The following is a 14,259-nucleotide window of genomic DNA, read 5'->3' as shown; positions in this document are numbered from 1 at the left end:
CGCCACCTCGAACGTGCCGGTCACCATCATCACCGGCGTGGTGTTCATGGTCTGCGTCCTGCTGTTCCGCCGCGGCCTGGTCGGAGAGTTCTATGCGTCAAAGCTGGGACGGATGCTGGGGTTCAATTGAGACATATGGAAAAAGTTCACACTCCCGAAACACCCACCCTCCTATGTTCTGGGTACGAGACTGGTATGGTGACTGCGAAAAACATCTGAAAGACGCGCAACATGAGCCTGCCGACCCGCAACCTGCGCTATGCCCCGTTTGCCATCGTGGCCGCGACGACCCTGATCTCGGGTATCCTGATGCTGACCTGGACCGCCTGGATGGCGCCGGTCTTCGCGCTGGCCGCGGCGCTGCTGGCGCTTGGGGTCCGCGATACCCGCCAGACGCATCACTCCATCTTGCGCAACTATCCGATCATCGGCCACCTGCGCTTCCTGATCGAGAGTATCGGGCCGGAGTTCCGGCAGTACTTCTTCGAATCCGACCATGACGAGGTGCCCTTCAGCCGCGAGATGCGCGGACTGGTCTACCAGCGCGCCAAGGGGGTCGAGGACAAGCGGCCCTTCGGAACGGTGCAATCGGTCTATGCCTCGGGGTTCAACTGGCTGACGCATTCGATCGTGCCCAAGGTCATCGCCGACAGCGACTTCCGGGTGCGCATCGGCGGCCCTGACTGCACGCAGCCCTATGACGCCTCGGTCTACAACATCTCGGCGATGAGCTTTGGCGCGCTGTCGGCCAATGCCATCTCGGCGCTGAACCGCGGCGCCAAGGCCGGCGGCTTTGCTCATGACACCGGCGAGGGCGGCATCAGCCGCTATCACCGCGAGGGCGGCGGCGATCTGGTCTATCAGGTGGCCTCGGGCTATTTCGGCTGCCGCAACGCGGATGGCACCTTCTCGGCCGAGCGTTTTGCCGTGCAGGCCAATGACCCGCAGGTGAAGATGATCGAGGTGAAGCTGAGCCAGGGTGCCAAGCCCGGGCATGGCGGCATGCTTCCCGCCTCGAAGATCTCGCCCGAGATTGCAGAGGCGCGGGGGATTCCGATGGGGGTCGACTGCATCTCGCCGCCGGCGCATTCCGCCTTCTCGACGCCGCTGGAATTTCTCGCCTTCATCGCGCGTCTGCGCGAGCTGTCGGGTGGCAAGCCCGTCGGCTTCAAGCTGTGCATCGGCCACCGGCGAGAGTTCATGTGCATCGTGAAGGCGATGCTCCAGAGCGGGATCACCCCCGACTTCATCGTGGTCGATGGCAAGGAGGGCGGCACCGGCGCCGCGCCGCTGGAATTCGTCAACCATGTCGGGATGCCGATGCTGGAAGGGCTGCACTTCGTCCACAACACCCTGCGCGGGGCGGGCATCCGGAACCGCATCCGCATCGCCGCGGCCGGCAAGATCGTCACGGCCTATGACATCGCCCGCGCCATGGGCCTTGGCGCTGACTGGTGCAACAGCGCCCGCGGCTACATGTTCGCCATCGGCTGCATCCAGGCACAGTCCTGCCACACCAACAAATGCCCGGTCGGCATCGCCACGCAAGACCCGCGGCGGATGGCGGCGCTGGATGTCGGCGACAAGGCCGACCGGGTGGCCCGCTTCCACCGCAACACGCTGCATGCATTGGGTGAGCTGGCGGGCGCGGCGGGGCTCTCGCACCCCTCCGGATTCTCGCCATATCACTTCATGGTCCGCGCCAAGGACAACGAGTTCTCGGACGGCAATGAGGTGTTCCCCGACCTGCCCGACGGCTTCCTGATCGAGGGATCCGCGCACCCCGAGCTGCAATCCTGGCTGGAGCGGTGGGGGCGCGCCTCGGCCGAGTCGTTCCTGCCGGCCGCCATGCCCAAGGGCAAGTTCGCGGCGTAGGCGCGGGCCTCCTAGAGCGCGTCGAGGACCGTCCCCATGATCGCGGCGGTCTCGGGCCAGACCGGAAGCGCGCGCCCCAGGTGGCGCGAACGCTCGCCCAGATCCCGGCGGGCGGCTTCGGAGGTCAGCAGCGTCCGAAGATGTGCCGCGAAGGCCTCCGCATCCCCTGGCGGCGCCAGCAGCGCGGCATCGCCGACGGTGTCCGGCACGGCGCCGGTGCCGCAGGTGACGATCGGCAGGCCGTGGCACAGCGCCTCGGCCAGCGCCATCCCGTAGCCCTCATAGCGGGTCGCCAGCGCGAAGATGCGGGCGCCGCGATAGGCTTCGGACAGCGCGGCATCGCTGATCTCACCGGCCAGCTCGATGCGGCCCGCAAGCCCAAGCTCCGCGATCAGCGCCGCGAGGTCCGCGGCGACGGCGGGGTCATGGGTCTTGCCGACGATCCGCGCCGTCCAGTCCAGATCGGCGACGCGGGCCAGCGCGCGGATCAGCACGTCATGCCCCTTGCGCCGCGCCAGCAGTCCGACCGACAGGATGCGCGGCCCGGTCTCCACCCGCGGCAGGTCGCGCGGCCCGTCATAGCCGGGCAGGGCGACAGTGATCCGCGCCGGATCGGCGCCAAGCTTGATGTAGGTCTGCCGCGTATGCTCGCTGGTTACCACCACCTGCGCCGCGTGGGCGAGGTTGGCCGCCTCCTGCGCCAGCAACCGCCGCGAGAGGTCCGGCGAGAGGCCATCTTCCATCCCCATCGGATGATGCAGCATCGCGACCACCGGGCTGGCCAGCTGCGCCAGCGCCCCGGTCGGCATGGCGGCGAAGGCCAGCCCGTCGAGGATCAGCGGCAGGTCGGGGGGCAGGGCCAGCAGCCGCGCCACCTCTGCCTGCACGGCCGGGCTCTGCGCCGCCCCGGCAGCCTCGGCGGGCAGCACGATATGGTGGACCTCACGGCCGGTGGCCTGCAGCTCCTCCAGCAGCCTCCGCTGATAGATGAAGCCGCCGGTCTTCTGGCGATGGTTCCCTGGGATGGCAAAGGCGCAGGCTCTCATCGGATCAGCTGCTCCGGGTTTGTGCGCGCCAGCACCCAGCGTTCCAGCGCAAAGACGAGCGCATGGGCAAGGACGGCGGCCAGCCCGATCAGGGTGATCGCGCTCCACAGCATGTTGTAGTCCGAGGTGGAGGCGACCGTCGCCATCAGCGCGCCGATGCCCCGCCCGGTCGCCAGCCATTCGGCGGTGGTGACGGCGAGGATGGCCGCCGGGATCGCCATTCTGGCCGAGGCAAAGAACGCCGGCAGCATCGCGGCCAGCTGCGCGCCAAGCAGGCGGCGCAGCGGGCTGGCGGCATAGACGGCGAATACGTCCAGCACCGCGCGCGGGGTGCGGGCCAGCCCGTGCCGGCACGCCACCAGCGTCGGGAAGAAGATCATCATCGCCACCACCGTCACCGTTCCCGCCCCCCCCCGCCCAAGCGCCCAGACGATCAGCGGCGCGGTTGCCACGATAGGGACAGACCGCAGCGCGATGGCCAGCGGCAGGGTGGCGGCCGACAGCCGCGGGGCCAGCACCAGCAGCATCGCCAACCCGGCCCCGGCCGCCAGCCCGCACAGATAGCCGGGCACGGCCATCGACAGCGTCTCGGCCAGCGCATCCCACAGCCGGGCCCGGGCGGCCGCATCGGTGACCAGATAGTCCCACACATCCCCCGGCCGCTTGGCGAAGAACGGCGGCAGGCCGAAGGCGTCCATGGTGCCCTGCCACAGCATCAGCACGGCAAGGGTCGCCAGCGCCGCATGGGCCGGCCCCTCCCACCGGTTGCGGGCGCGGGCGACGGGGGCTGCCAGCAACACCTCGGGAGGGGCAAGGTCGAGCCGGCGGCCAAGCGCGCCGATGGTGCTGAAGGCCGCGACCGAGGCCCCTGCGGCGATGACCGCGATGCTCCACGTCGCCGGCAGGTCGAGCGCCCGCATCGCGCGCACGGTCAGCACCCCCAGCCCCCGCTCTGCCCCGGTGAACTCGCCCACCATCGCGCCCAGAAACGCCGCCGGCGCCGCGATCTGCAGGCCGGCGACGGCGTAGGGCAGGGCGGCCGGAAGCCGAACCTCGCGCAGCAGGGTCAGGCCGCCGCGCCCATAGCTGCGCACCAGATCGCGCCAGCCCTGCGGCACGGCGCGCAGGCCCACCAGCACCGGCAGGAAGGTGGTGTAATAGACCGCCAGCGCCGCCAGTGTGACCTGCGGCCCGTCGCCGGGGCCGTAAAGCACCCGCAGGATCGGCCCGGTCGCCACCAGCGGCAGGCAGAAGACGAGGAGCGCGAGGGTGGACAGCAGCCGCTCGGAACGGGGCAGCAGCACCGCGACCAGCGCCAGCGTCACGCCCGCAAGGTTGCCCCAGAAGAACCCCCGCGCGGCGGCCCAGAGTGTCGTCAGGAAGGCGCGCCACAAGAGGTCGGCATGGGTGGCGCTGTAATGGAGGATCTGGCTGGGGGCGGCGATCACGAAGGCGCTGGCCGAGAGGCGCGCAAGCCCCTCCCAGCACAGGAGGATCAGCAGCACCCAGAGGCCCCGGGTCAAGCGCCTCCCGAAGAGGGGGGCGGCGGGCATCTCGACCGCGCTCATTGCGCGGCGATGCTGTCTGGCAGCTGATGCTCGCGCAGCGCGGCCAGCACCTGCGCACAGGTCTTGCGGAACGCCTCGGAGGCGGGGTCACGCGCTTCCCCGCGCGGCAGCGTCACCGTGATATCGGCGGCGATGCGCGCGGGGCGCGGGGTCATCACGAGGATCCGGTCCGACAGCCGCACCGCCTCGGATATGGAATGCGTCACCAGCACCGCCGTCGCGCCCCGCGCCTCCCACAGCGGCGGCAATTCGGCATTCAGCCGGTCGCGCGTGAGTTCATCGACGGCGCCGAAGGGCTCGTCCAGCAACAGGAGTTCCGGCAGCCCGGCCAGTGCCCGCGCAATCGCCGCGCGCTGGCGCATCCCGCCCGACAGCTCGGCGGGGCGACGGTCCTCGAAGCCTTCGAGCCCGACAAGCCGGATCAGTTCCGCCACCGCCGCCGCATCCCGGGGCATCCGGGCGAGGGACCGCCCCAAGGCGACGTTGCCCGCCACCGTCCGCCACGGCAGCAGGGCAGGGTCCTGAAATGCCACCGCCAGACCCGCCCGACCGCGCATCTCGGCCGGGGTTTCCGCCCCGATGGTGATGCGGCCCTCGGTAGGCAGATCAAGCCCGGCGATCAGCCGCAGCAGCGTGGACTTGCCGCAGCCCGAAGGGCCGACCAGCGCCGTGGTGGTGCCAGCCTTCAGCACAAGGTCGGTCGGCGCCACCGCCTCCACCAGCCGCCCCTGCGTGCCGAAGATCTTGGCGACGCCCTCCAGCGTGATGTCGCGTGCCAACCCTTCGCGCCTATCCATGCACCTCTTCCAGGATCGAGCGGTCCCAAAGGTCCGGGGTCACCGGCTTGCCAAGCAGCGCCAGCGTCTCGACATTGGCGGCAACCGTCGCATCGGTGAACCAGCCGAAGCCCTCGGCCGCGGTCAGGTCCGAGAACATCAACGGCAGCTGACGCTCGGCCTGCAGCAGCTGCGTCGGCAGGTCCAGCCCGGCATCGGGGAACATCTCCACCGTCAGCTGCGCGGCCGCGGCGGGGTCCGCCTGATACTCGGCCCACCCCCGCGCCTCGCCCGCCATCAGCGCGACCAGCTCGGCCCGGCGGTTCGCAAGGCTGTCCTCGGTGGCGATGTAGGTCTGGGAATGCACGGCATAGCCATGGTCGGCCAGCAGCATGGTGACACTTTCCACGCCCTGAATCTCCATCGCCACCGGCAGGTCGGTCGCCCAACACAGCAGGCAGTCCACCTGCCCCTGCACCAGCGGCGCCGCGTCATATTGCGTCGGCACCACCTCGATCCCGGCCACATCCACGCCGTTGATCGCGCACAGCGCCTCCAGCACCGGCATATTGGCCAGCGCCATGCCGATCCGCTTGCCCACAAGATCGGCGGGCGCGTTGACCGGATTGCCCGGTAGCGAGGCGATGGCGAAGGGGTTCTTCTGCATCGCCACGCCGATGATCCTGAACGGCGCGCCCTGCGTCACCGCCGCCGCGGTATAGTCCGCCGCCGAGATGCCGATAAGCGCGGTGCCGGCAACCACCGGCGGTTCCACCGGCGCGTTTGGGCCGCCCTGCAGCAGCGACACGTCCAGCCCCGCGTCACGCCAATAGCCGTTCTGCAGCGCGATATAGCTGCCGCCGAACTGCACCGAATGCAGCCAGGACAGCTGAAGCGTGGCCGCCTGCTGCGCAAGGGCGGCGCGCGGGTGCCACAGTGTGGCGGCTGCGGTGGCAAGACCGCCCCCAAGGACAAGGCGGCGGGTCGGCGTGCGGAACATCATGCAAAACTCCCTCGGTTTGCTGACAAGTCTAGGGCATTGGGGACCTGAGGCAATGCCGCGGGCCTATTGTGGTTCCACCCGGGGGACGCGGCGGAGGAAGAATGCGCCCGGAAGCGCCGAGATCAACCCCGCGATGCCAAATGCGATGCTGGCGGCGATGCCGGCCTCGGCGGTCAGGCCCGCCAGCGGAAACAGCGCCGCCGCCGCCCCCTCGCGCCAGCCCCAGCCGGCGATGGAGGCGGGCAGCAGCATCGCCGTCAGCACCAGCGGAACGAGGAAGGCCGCTGCCACCGGCGCCAGAGGGCTGCCGGTGGCAGCGGCGCTGGTGGCGAAGGCGGCGACGGTGAGCGCGGCGATGACCAGCGACAGCGCCGCCTGCGTGGGCAGGTGCCGGATCAGCGCCGTGTGGGCTGCGAGGCGCCAGCCACCCTCGCCGCCGCTGGCCCCCAGCAGCGCCACTGCCGCGCCGCCGATGAGGAGCAGCGCCAGAAACCCGGCCGGGAGCCAGATGATGCCGGGAAGATCCGCTGGTGCCCCCTTCGTCATCAGCATCGCACCGGCCCCGCCAAGCGCGACCGCTGCCATTCCGGCCTGCCCCGCCGCGCGTTCCAGCACCACCGCCTGCGCCGCGCGGCGCAAGGGCCCGCCATGGCGGTTGCGCAGGGCGCGGCTCGCATCCCCCAGCACGCCGCCCGGCAGAGTCTGGTTGGCGAGTTGCGCGAGGTAGTATTCCTGCACCGCCAGCCCCGGCGGCAGCTGCAGGTCCAGCGCCGCCGCGGTCATCCGCCAGCGCAGGGCCGACAGGACGGTGACGGCGTTCAGCAGGGCGAGGGTGATGATGAACCACCCCGCCGACAGACCCGAGAGCCGCGCCAGAGTGGCCCGAGCATCGGTCAGCATCAGGCACAGCGCGATCAGCGCCACGGGCAGCAGCAGGCGCAGCAGCCTCACGGTGCGCCCCCACTGGTGGCGTCCAGAAACCGGTCGCGGAATGCCCGCATCGGCCAGGGCGCCAGCGCGGCCTCGGGCATCAGCCCCGGCGACCAGCCCCAATCGTCGAACAGCGCCAGCACCTCGGGCGGGCCGATCAGGTGGATGGGCACGTCCCGGCCCCCCACCTCCGAGACAAATCCCGCCGCCTGATGATCGCCCAGAACGATCAGCAGCGGCGCGTCCTCGCGCGGCAGGGCCGCCCAGGACAGCACCGCCCGAACCGCATAGTCCTGCGCGCGGGCATAGTGGTCGCGGATGCGGTCCGGATCGGCCCAGACCTCGCGCGGCGTCGGGCCCTGCGCCGCCTGCGCATCGAAGACGCGGCCGTCGCCGACCTCCTCCCACGGGATCATCTGCGCCACCGGCGTCCAGGGCGCGTGGCTGGAGATCAGCGCAATCTCCGCCATCAGCGGCGCCTCGCGCGGTACCAGCCGGTCAAAGGCCGAGAGGGTGTATTGGTCGGGCATGGTCACCCAGTTGAACGGCTGCCCGGCATAGCCCAGATCGGCGGCGGCGAGCACCGACTGAAAGCCAAGCGCCTCCGCCTCGGGCCAGGGCATGACGATGGCGGGGGCGATGGCGGCAGTGGCATAGCCCGCGCCTGCCGCGAGGCTGAACAGCGAATGCCGCGGGCTGGCCAGCATGGCGCGATAGCGGGTCTGGTCGTTCACCTCGAGCCCCGATGCCAGCGTGCCATGCGCCAGCCAGCTCTGCCCGCCGATGACCGGCGAGGTCAGCCATCCCGACCGTGCCTCCAGCCCAACCCCGGCCAGCGCCTCTGCCCCCTCGGCCAGCGTCGCGCGATGGCGGTCCGCGTAAAGGGGGTTGTCGAAGGCCGCGCGCCCGTAGCTTTCGACGAAGACGAGGATCACGTCGCGTCCCTCCAGTTGCGCCAGAACGCCGTCGCGATCCCGCCACGGGTCGGCCCCGGCTGCGGTGCGGAATTCGGCGAGGGCCGCGCGGGAGCGCCCGAAGTCGCGCAGATGCTCGGCGGCGAGGCGCGAGGTGAAGGCATCGCCGGGCGGGTTCCAGCCCTTCCAGCCGTTCAGGGCAGTGCGGATCTCGGCAGCGGACAGCAGCGCGAAGACCAGCGCCGCTGCCCCCGCCGCCAGCCTTGCGGGGGCCGTCAGCCCGGCCCCGGCGCGGGCCCAGACCCGCAGCGCCACGAACAGCAGCGCCAGCAGCCCGGCAAGCGCGACGACCAGCGCCGCGCCCGCCAGCACCGCCCCCGCCACCCCGGCGCTGCCCTTCAGCAGATGCACCCCGGCGGGCAGCAGGTGCATGTCGGCCAGCGGATCGAAGCCGCGGCCAAAGGCGGTGAACACCGCGAAATCCGCCAGCTTCACCACCACCATCCCCGTCAGCGCCACCGAGGCCAGCTGCGGCAGCGCCCGCCCGCCAAGCGCGAGGCATCCCAGCAGCAGCACCGGCAGCTCCAGCGGCATCCTCCGCAGCGCGCCCCAGGTCAGCGCGTCGGGGTGGTTCGGCTGGATCAGCACCAGATGGATCAGCAGCGCCGAGGCCGCCAGCGCCGCAATCGCCCTGGCGCTCATCGCCGTCTCGCCAGCCAGATCACATCCACCGCGAACGACCACGCCAGCAAGGCCAGCGCGATCAGCGCGATCCACAGGCTGACGGGGGGTACGACGATGGGGGCCAGCAACAGCAGCAGCGCGCCGATCTGCACCACGCAGATCAGCTTGCGCCGGAACCGCTGCGGCAGCGGCGCCGCCAGCCAGGGCAGGGCGAAGGTTGCCAGCACGAACAGGTAGCGCATCCCGCCCAGAAGCAGCACCCAGGCCCCCGCCGCACCGCTGCGCCAGGCAACCAGCGCCAGCAGCAGCGCGAAGACCGCGTCCACCTCCATGTCGAACCGCGCGCCCCAGGGGCCGGCCAGCCCGCTGCGCCGCGCCAGTGGACCGTCGAGCCCGTCCAGCGCCAGCGTCACCAGTGCCAGACCGAAGATCACCCATCCCGCCGCGCCCTTGGTCAGCTCTGGCCGGGCCAGCGGCAACAGCAGCAGCGCCACCAGCGCCAGCCGCCCCAGCGTCAGCGCATTGGCATGGCCCAGCAGGGGCGCGGACCAGTGGCGCAGCAGCAGCACCGCCACCGTGGCCGCGGCAATGAGGAACCCCAGCAGCGGCAGCCAGTGAACCCCGCCGCCAAGCGACCAGGCCACACCGAACAGCGCCGCCGCCAGCGCAGCAGACAGCAGCATCAGCTTGATGAAGGCCCCGAAGGGGGCTTGCGGAGGGCCGGTGCGGGGGGAATGTGACAGATCCATCCGCAGCAAAGTGTCCCGGCCATTGCCGGTGTCAAGCGCGTTGCTGTTTACGGAAGGGAATGGCTGGAATAGGCTGAGTGATATTGGATTTCAGGGGAGCATTGGGCCGCATGTCCGACACCGCCGCAGTCACGCGCCATGCCCCCGCCTCGCGCCTGCTGCACTGGCTGACGGCGGTGCTGGTGCTGACCACGATCCCGGCGGGGCTGATCATGGTGCAAGAGGGGCTGCCGCGCCCGGTGCAGGACAGCCTGTTCCTCTACCACAAGAACATCGGGCCGGTAATCGGGATCCTCGTCATCCTGCGCCTTGCGGTGCGCGTGGCACGGCGCCCCCCGCCGCTGCCCATCAGCCTGCCGCGCCTGCAGGCGCTGCTGGCAGAAACGGTACATTGGCTGCTCTACCTCACCCTGGTGCTGATGGTGATGTCGGGCATCGTGCGGGTGCAGGCGGGCGGCTTTCCGATGGAGCTGTGGGACCCGCTGATGGGCGGGATGATCGGCAAGGATGAGGCGCTGGCCGCCTCTGCCAAGGCGTTCCACGACCTGTGCAAGACCGTGCTGATCGTGCTGATGGCGGGGCATATCGGGGCGGCGGCGATGCATGGGCTGGTCAAGCGCGACGGCATCTTCAGCCGGATGTGGCCGCCGGTGTGATGCTTTACCCCCGCCCGTAAAAGTCCGACTGCGGGTCCGACAGCACCATGGCGCGCAGCCGGTCCCACAGGTGCTGGCGCAGCTGCGCGAATTCGGGCGCCTGCCGCGGGTCGGCCTGCCAGCGCGGGCGCGGGAAGCCCACCGGCAGGATCTGGTCGATCCGGCCCGGCCGCGGCGACATCAGCACGATGCGGTCGGCCAGCATCAGCGCCTCATCGACAGAGTGGGTGACGAAAACAATGCCGGGCGCCGGCCCCTCGGCCCCGGCGATCAGCCGCATCGTCTCCATCTGCATCAGCTCGCGCGATTGCGCGTCGAGCGCGGCGAAGGGCTCGTCCATCAACAGCAGCCGCGGCTGGCAGGCCAGCGCCCGCGCCAGCGCCACCCGCTGCCGCATCCCGCCCGACAGCGCCGCCGGATAGGCCCCCGCAAACTTCGCCAGCCCCACCAGATCCAGATAGCGCGCCACCCGGGCCTCGCGCTCCGCCGCGGGCAGCGCGTGCAGCGCAAAGCCGATATTCTGCGCAACTGTCTTCCACGGCAGCAGCCGGTAGCCCTGGAACACGATGGCGCTGTCCTGCCCGGGAACCGGAGCGCGCCCCGACACCCGCACCGTGCCGCATTCGGGCCGCAGCAGCCCGGCGATGATCCTGAGCAGCGTGGTCTTGCCGCAGCCCGAGGGCCCCAGCACGACCACGACCTCGCCGGGCGCGACCGTCAGGTCCACCCCTTGCAGCACCGGGGCGGGGCTGCCGTCAAAGCTCCATGACACGCCGGCCAGGCTGACCAGCGCATCGTCTGTTCCTGTCATCGTGTCAGCGCATCCGATCCATCCGTGGTGCCGATCCGCGCCAGCACCGCCTCGACCGGGCCAAAGTCGGTCCAAGCCTCCAGCGGCGCCGGGGTGACGCCCTTGAAGTCCTCGCTGGCGTAAAGCCAGCCCGCCGAAAACTCCAGCTCCTCGCGCTGCAGCCCGCCATTCACGCTCCACGATCCGGCAAAGGCGGCGCCCAGCTTTTGCAGGTCCGCCTCGGCCACGTCGGGCCGCGCCGTCTGCATCGCCGTCACCCACAGCTGGGGATCGGCGGCAAAGTCGCGCGCGGCGAGGGTCAGCGCCTCGATCACCGCCTCCACCTCCGGCCCGCGGGTGGCGAGCGTCTCGGCGGTGACGGCGTTCACCTTCGACACCACGGGCGCCGCGCGGTAATAGGCGTCCACATCCACCAGCACCTGCACCGATCCGGCGGCCTGCGCCTCGATCGCGGTAAAGGTGCCGATCGACATGGTCGTCGCGTCGATCTGATCCGCCAGCAGCGCCTGCGCCCGCGCGCTTGGCTGGCCAAGCGCCACCATCTGCAAGCTGCCGGTATCGACCCCGGCGGCCTCCAGCACCTGCAGGCTCAGCGTGTGGTCGAGGCTGCCGATGCGGCCGATGCCAAAGCGCTTGCCGGCCAAGTCACCGGCGCTGCCGATCTTGCCCTGCGCGGCAATCAGGAAGGGCAGCGACTTGTTGGGCGACATCACCGCGCGCAGATCCGTCGCGCCCTGCGCCACCGATTGCAGCATCGACTCGACGGCGACATTCGCCATCTCGCCCTCGCCGGACCGCAGCGCCGCCATGGCCATCGGCGTCTGCTGCACGCGCACCAGCTCCACCTCGACGCCGGCGCGTTCGAAATACCCCTCCTGCAGGGCCAGATCCATCACCGAGTTCGGCACCAGCGGCGCCTCCATATCGGTGACGATCAGCCGGAACGGCTCTGCCGCCACCGGCCCGGCCAGCGCCGCTGCGCAGACTGCCAGCGCCATCAATTTAGTGGGTCTCATGGTCTTCTCCTCCAGGTGCATTGCCCCCGGCGTCTCCCCCCGCCGGGTCTTCAAACCGTCTCAGCCGCGCGCCAGCGGGTCAGCCGCCTCTCGGCCAGCCGCAGCCCCTCGGTCACCGTCACCCCGATCAGCGACAGGGTCAGCACGACGACGAAATATTCCGCCATCTGGAAGCGGCTGCCATACAGCGCCAGCAGCCCGCCAAGCCCGGTGACGGCGGTGTAAAGCTCGGCCACCACCGTGTTGATCAGCCCGATGGTGGCCCCCAGCCGGATCCCGGTCAGCAGGAACGGCAGGGTCCCCGGCAGCACGATATGCCAGAAGATCCGCCCCTGCGAGGCACCCGTCGCCTTCGCCATTTCCACGAGGTCGCGGTCGGTGTTCAGCACGCCGGTATAGGTGTTCAGGATCACCGGCATCACCGCGCCCAGGAAGATGATCAGCGTCTTGGCCTCGACCCCCAGTCCCAGCAGGGTGATGATCAGCGGGATGAACGCCACCCGCGGCGTCGCCGCCAGCGCATAGACGAAGATGTCGAGCGTGCGCCCGAACGGCCGCCACAGCCCCATCGCCGCGCCAAGCGCGATCCCCGCCCCCGCCGCCAGCAATGTGCCGGTCGCATAGACGCGCAGGCTGGCCAGCAGCGCCGGCGCCAGCCGGTCCTCGGCCAGCATCCGTCCGGCCGCGGCCGCGGTCTCCAAGGGTGAGGCGAACAGCCCGCGCGGCACCTGCACCGAGGCAACCCACCACAGCAGCACCAGCCCCGCAAGGAAGCCAAGGCGCAGCAGAGCGATCATCGCGGGGCCCCAAGGCAGCCGGGCAGGCAGCCGGGCGCAGGGCAGCGAAAGCGGGCATCCGCTGCGTCACGATCCGGGCCGGGGCGCTTGGGCAAATACATGCTTTGTTGTCCGCCATGCCCGCGGCCAAGACAACCATCCTTTCGGATGAGCCGGGCCGGACTGGCACCCGGCCTCCCCCCTTTGGCTGAATCGACGGAAGGGCCGCAGCGGGTACAGAGTTGCGCCGTCAGATGGACGGGGAGGAAGTCATGACCTACGAGAATATCAAGATCCACCCAGCCGTGGACGGCGGGGTGCATCCCGGCCGCGCGGATTTCGGCGGTGGCACGCTTCACTGCAAATGCGCCACCGACAAGGTCGAGGTGAAGGTCGGCGGGCAGACCGCGCATAACCACGTCTGCGGCTGCACCAAGTGCTGGAAGCCCGAGGGCGCGGTCTTCAGCCAGGTTGCCGTCGTCGGCCGCGATGCCGTCACCGTCACCCGGAACGCGAGCAAGCTGAAGGTGGTCAATGCCGAGGCGGCGATCCAGCGCCATGCCTGCACCGGCTGCGGCACCCATATGTATGGCCGGATCGAGAATACCGGGCATCCGTTCTACGGGCTCGACTTCATCCATACCGAACTGTCGGACGAGGATGGCTGGTCGGAACCGCAATTCGCCGCCTTCGTGTCTTCGGTGATCGAGAGCGGGGTGGATCCCTCGCGCATGGAGGGCATCCGCGGCCGGCTCAAGGAGCTGGGGCTGGAACCCTATGACGCGCTCTCGCCGCCGCTGATGGACGCCATCGCCACCCATATCGCCAAGACCTCGGGCGCGCTGGCGGCCTGACACGGCACGGACAGGGGCCGGGGCGCGACCCCCGGCCCCTCTGTCTGTCCTGAATTTGAATGAATGCCGCCGGCCGATCCCGCGGTGATGCCAAGGAGACAAGACATGAGAACGCGCGCCGCGGTGGCCGTTGCTGCCGGAAAACCGCTGGAGATCATGGAGGTGAACCTTGAAGGCCCCAAGGCCGGCGAGGTTCTGGTGGAGATCAAGGCGACCGGCATCTGCCACACCGACGAGTTCACCCTGTCGGGCGCTGACCCGGAGGGGCTGTTCCCGGCGATCCTCGGCCATGAGGGCGCGGGGATCGTCATCGAATGCGGCCCCGGCGTCACCACGCTGAAGCCGGGCGACCATGTGATCCCGCTTTATACCCCCGAATGCCGGCAATGCCCGAGCTGCCTCAGCCAGAAGACCAACCTCTGCACCGCGATCCGGTCCACGCAAGGGCAGGGCCTGCTGCCGGACGGCACGACGCGGTTCTCGATGCTCGATGGCACCCCGATCCACCATTACATGGGCTGCTCGACCTTCGCCAACCACACCGTGGTGCCAGAGATCGCGCTGGCCAAGGTCCGCGATGACGCGCCCTTCGACAAGATCT

13 protein-coding genes and 2 pseudogenes are annotated in these 14,259 nt (G+C 70.2%); 5 read left to right on the top strand and 10 right to left on the bottom strand.

The window, feature by feature from the left end:
* Both GVY41_RS20445 and GVY41_RS19710 read left to right on the top strand, forming a co-directional pair.
* Positions 1-130 (top strand): annotated as a pseudogene (locus GVY41_RS20445) (branched-chain amino acid ABC transporter permease); the annotation flags it as partial.
* A 101-nt stretch (positions 131-231) separates the two neighbouring features.
* Positions 232-1,875, top strand: coding sequence for an FMN-binding glutamate synthase family protein (locus GVY41_RS19710; RefSeq protein ID WP_161348678.1), 1,644 nt, complete (start codon positions 232-234; stop codon positions 1,873-1,875).
* Between the two features lie 11 nt (positions 1,876-1,886).
* Here the strand turns inward: GVY41_RS19710 and GVY41_RS19705 are convergent, their stop codons facing one another.
* The 7 genes and pseudogenes from GVY41_RS19705 to GVY41_RS19675 form a co-directional block, all read right to left on the bottom strand.
* Complete coding sequence (locus GVY41_RS19705; RefSeq protein ID WP_161348679.1) at positions 1,887-2,921, bottom strand: glycosyltransferase family 4 protein; 1,035 nt, start codon at positions 2,919-2,921, stop codon at positions 1,887-1,889.
* Entirely contained in the window at positions 2,918-4,474 is a 1,557-nt protein-coding gene (locus tag GVY41_RS19700) for an ABC transporter permease (protein ID WP_161348689.1), read from the bottom strand. Before GVY41_RS19700 ends, GVY41_RS19705 begins: the two co-directional genes overlap by 4 nt.
* An 11-nt stretch (positions 4,475-4,485) precedes the next feature.
* Positions 4,486-5,175, bottom strand: a pseudogene (locus GVY41_RS19695) (ABC transporter ATP-binding protein); the annotation flags it as partial.
* A 103-nt stretch (positions 5,176-5,278) separates the two neighbouring features.
* Positions 5,279-6,265, bottom strand: a complete 987-nt coding sequence (locus tag GVY41_RS19690) for an ABC transporter substrate-binding protein (RefSeq protein ID WP_373283325.1) — start codon at positions 6,263-6,265, stop codon at positions 5,279-5,281.
* A 66-nt stretch (positions 6,266-6,331) separates the two neighbouring features.
* The gene (locus GVY41_RS19685) at positions 6,332-7,219 is read right to left on the bottom strand and encodes a lysylphosphatidylglycerol synthase transmembrane domain-containing protein (RefSeq protein ID WP_161348682.1); all 888 of its coding nucleotides are present in this window, start codon (positions 7,217-7,219) and stop codon (positions 6,332-6,334) included.
* Positions 7,216-8,814, bottom strand: a complete 1,599-nt coding sequence (locus GVY41_RS19680; protein ID WP_170301247.1) for a sulfatase-like hydrolase/transferase — start codon at positions 8,812-8,814, stop codon at positions 7,216-7,218. The genes GVY41_RS19685 and GVY41_RS19680 overlap by 4 nt, the downstream gene beginning before the upstream one ends.
* The gene (locus tag GVY41_RS19675) at positions 8,811-9,545 is read right to left on the bottom strand and encodes a CDP-alcohol phosphatidyltransferase family protein (RefSeq protein ID WP_229726136.1); all 735 of its coding nucleotides are present in this window, start codon (positions 9,543-9,545) and stop codon (positions 8,811-8,813) included. Before GVY41_RS19675 ends, GVY41_RS19680 begins: the two co-directional genes overlap by 4 nt.
* A 110-nt stretch (positions 9,546-9,655) precedes the next feature.
* Here GVY41_RS19675 and GVY41_RS19670 point away from each other — a divergent pair, with 110 nt between their 5' ends.
* Positions 9,656-10,201, top strand: a complete 546-nt coding sequence (locus GVY41_RS19670; protein WP_161348683.1) for a cytochrome b — start codon at positions 9,656-9,658, stop codon at positions 10,199-10,201.
* A gap of 4 nt (positions 10,202-10,205) precedes the next feature.
* Here GVY41_RS19670 and GVY41_RS19665 read toward each other — a convergent pair whose 3' ends face one another.
* The 3 genes from GVY41_RS19665 to GVY41_RS19655 are packed head-to-tail and all read right to left on the bottom strand — an operon-like array spanning position 10,206 to position 12,825.
* Complete coding sequence (locus GVY41_RS19665; RefSeq protein ID WP_161348684.1) at positions 10,206-11,012, bottom strand: ABC transporter ATP-binding protein; 807 nt, start codon at positions 11,010-11,012, stop codon at positions 10,206-10,208.
* The gene (locus GVY41_RS19660; RefSeq protein WP_161348685.1) at positions 11,009-12,028 is read right to left on the bottom strand and encodes an ABC transporter substrate-binding protein; all 1,020 of its coding nucleotides are present in this window, start codon (positions 12,026-12,028) and stop codon (positions 11,009-11,011) included. Before GVY41_RS19660 ends, GVY41_RS19665 begins: the two co-directional genes overlap by 4 nt.
* 50 nt (positions 12,029-12,078) lie before the next feature.
* Positions 12,079-12,825 carry an ABC transporter permease gene (locus tag GVY41_RS19655; RefSeq protein ID WP_161348686.1) on the bottom strand — a complete coding sequence of 249 codons (747 nt, stop codon included), beginning with the start codon at positions 12,823-12,825 and terminating at the stop codon, positions 12,079-12,081.
* Between the two features lie 251 nt (positions 12,826-13,076).
* On the opposite strand from GVY41_RS19655, the gene gfa reads away from it, so the two are divergent.
* The gene (gene gfa / locus GVY41_RS19650) at positions 13,077-13,658 is read left to right on the top strand and encodes an S-(hydroxymethyl)glutathione synthase (protein ID WP_161348687.1); all 582 of its coding nucleotides are present in this window, start codon (positions 13,077-13,079) and stop codon (positions 13,656-13,658) included.
* Positions 13,659-13,763: 105 nt separating this feature from the next.
* Positions 13,764-14,259 (top strand): alcohol dehydrogenase catalytic domain-containing protein (locus GVY41_RS19645; RefSeq protein WP_161656934.1); only part of this gene is annotated, 496 nt, incomplete at its 3' end.

It is taken from the genome of Frigidibacter albus, assembly GCF_009908165.1.
In the GTDB taxonomy this organism is placed as follows: Bacteria; Pseudomonadota; Alphaproteobacteria; order Rhodobacterales; family Rhodobacteraceae; genus Frigidibacter; species Frigidibacter albus.
The sequence above is the reverse complement of the archived record's forward strand: the minus strand, read 5'-3'. Positions and strand labels throughout refer to the sequence as shown.

What these genes read in the sequence shown, in the direction of transcription:
- GVY41_RS19675 (WP_229726136.1), bottom strand. Translation starts at nt 9,545, where the DNA reads ATGGATCTGTCACATTCCCCCCGCACCGGCCCTCCGCAAGCCCCCTTC.
- gfa (WP_161348687.1), top strand. Translation starts at nt 13,077, where the DNA reads ATGACCTACGAGAATATCAAGATCCACCCAGCCGTGGACGGCGGGGTG.
- GVY41_RS19660 (WP_161348685.1), bottom strand. Translation starts at nt 12,028, where the DNA reads ATGAGACCCACTAAATTGATGGCGCTGGCAGTCTGCGCAGCGGCGCTG.
- GVY41_RS19710 (WP_161348678.1), top strand. Translation starts at nt 232, where the DNA reads ATGAGCCTGCCGACCCGCAACCTGCGCTATGCCCCGTTTGCCATCGTG.
- GVY41_RS19670 (WP_161348683.1), top strand. Translation starts at nt 9,656, where the DNA reads ATGTCCGACACCGCCGCAGTCACGCGCCATGCCCCCGCCTCGCGCCTG.
- GVY41_RS19665 (WP_161348684.1), bottom strand. Translation starts at nt 11,012, where the DNA reads ATGACAGGAACAGACGATGCGCTGGTCAGCCTGGCCGGCGTGTCATGG.
- GVY41_RS19690 (WP_373283325.1), bottom strand. Translation starts at nt 6,265, where the DNA reads ATGTTCCGCACGCCGACCCGCCGCCTTGTCCTTGGGGGCGGTCTTGCC.
- GVY41_RS19700 (WP_161348689.1), bottom strand. Translation starts at nt 4,474, where the DNA reads ATGCCCGCCGCCCCCCTCTTCGGGAGGCGCTTGACCCGGGGCCTCTGG.
- GVY41_RS19680 (WP_170301247.1), bottom strand. Translation starts at nt 8,814, where the DNA reads ATGAGCGCCAGGGCGATTGCGGCGCTGGCGGCCTCGGCGCTGCTGATC.
- GVY41_RS19655 (WP_161348686.1), bottom strand. Translation starts at nt 12,825, where the DNA reads ATGATCGCTCTGCTGCGCCTTGGCTTCCTTGCGGGGCTGGTGCTGCTG.
- GVY41_RS19705 (WP_161348679.1), bottom strand. Translation starts at nt 2,921, where the DNA reads ATGAGAGCCTGCGCCTTTGCCATCCCAGGGAACCATCGCCAGAAGACC.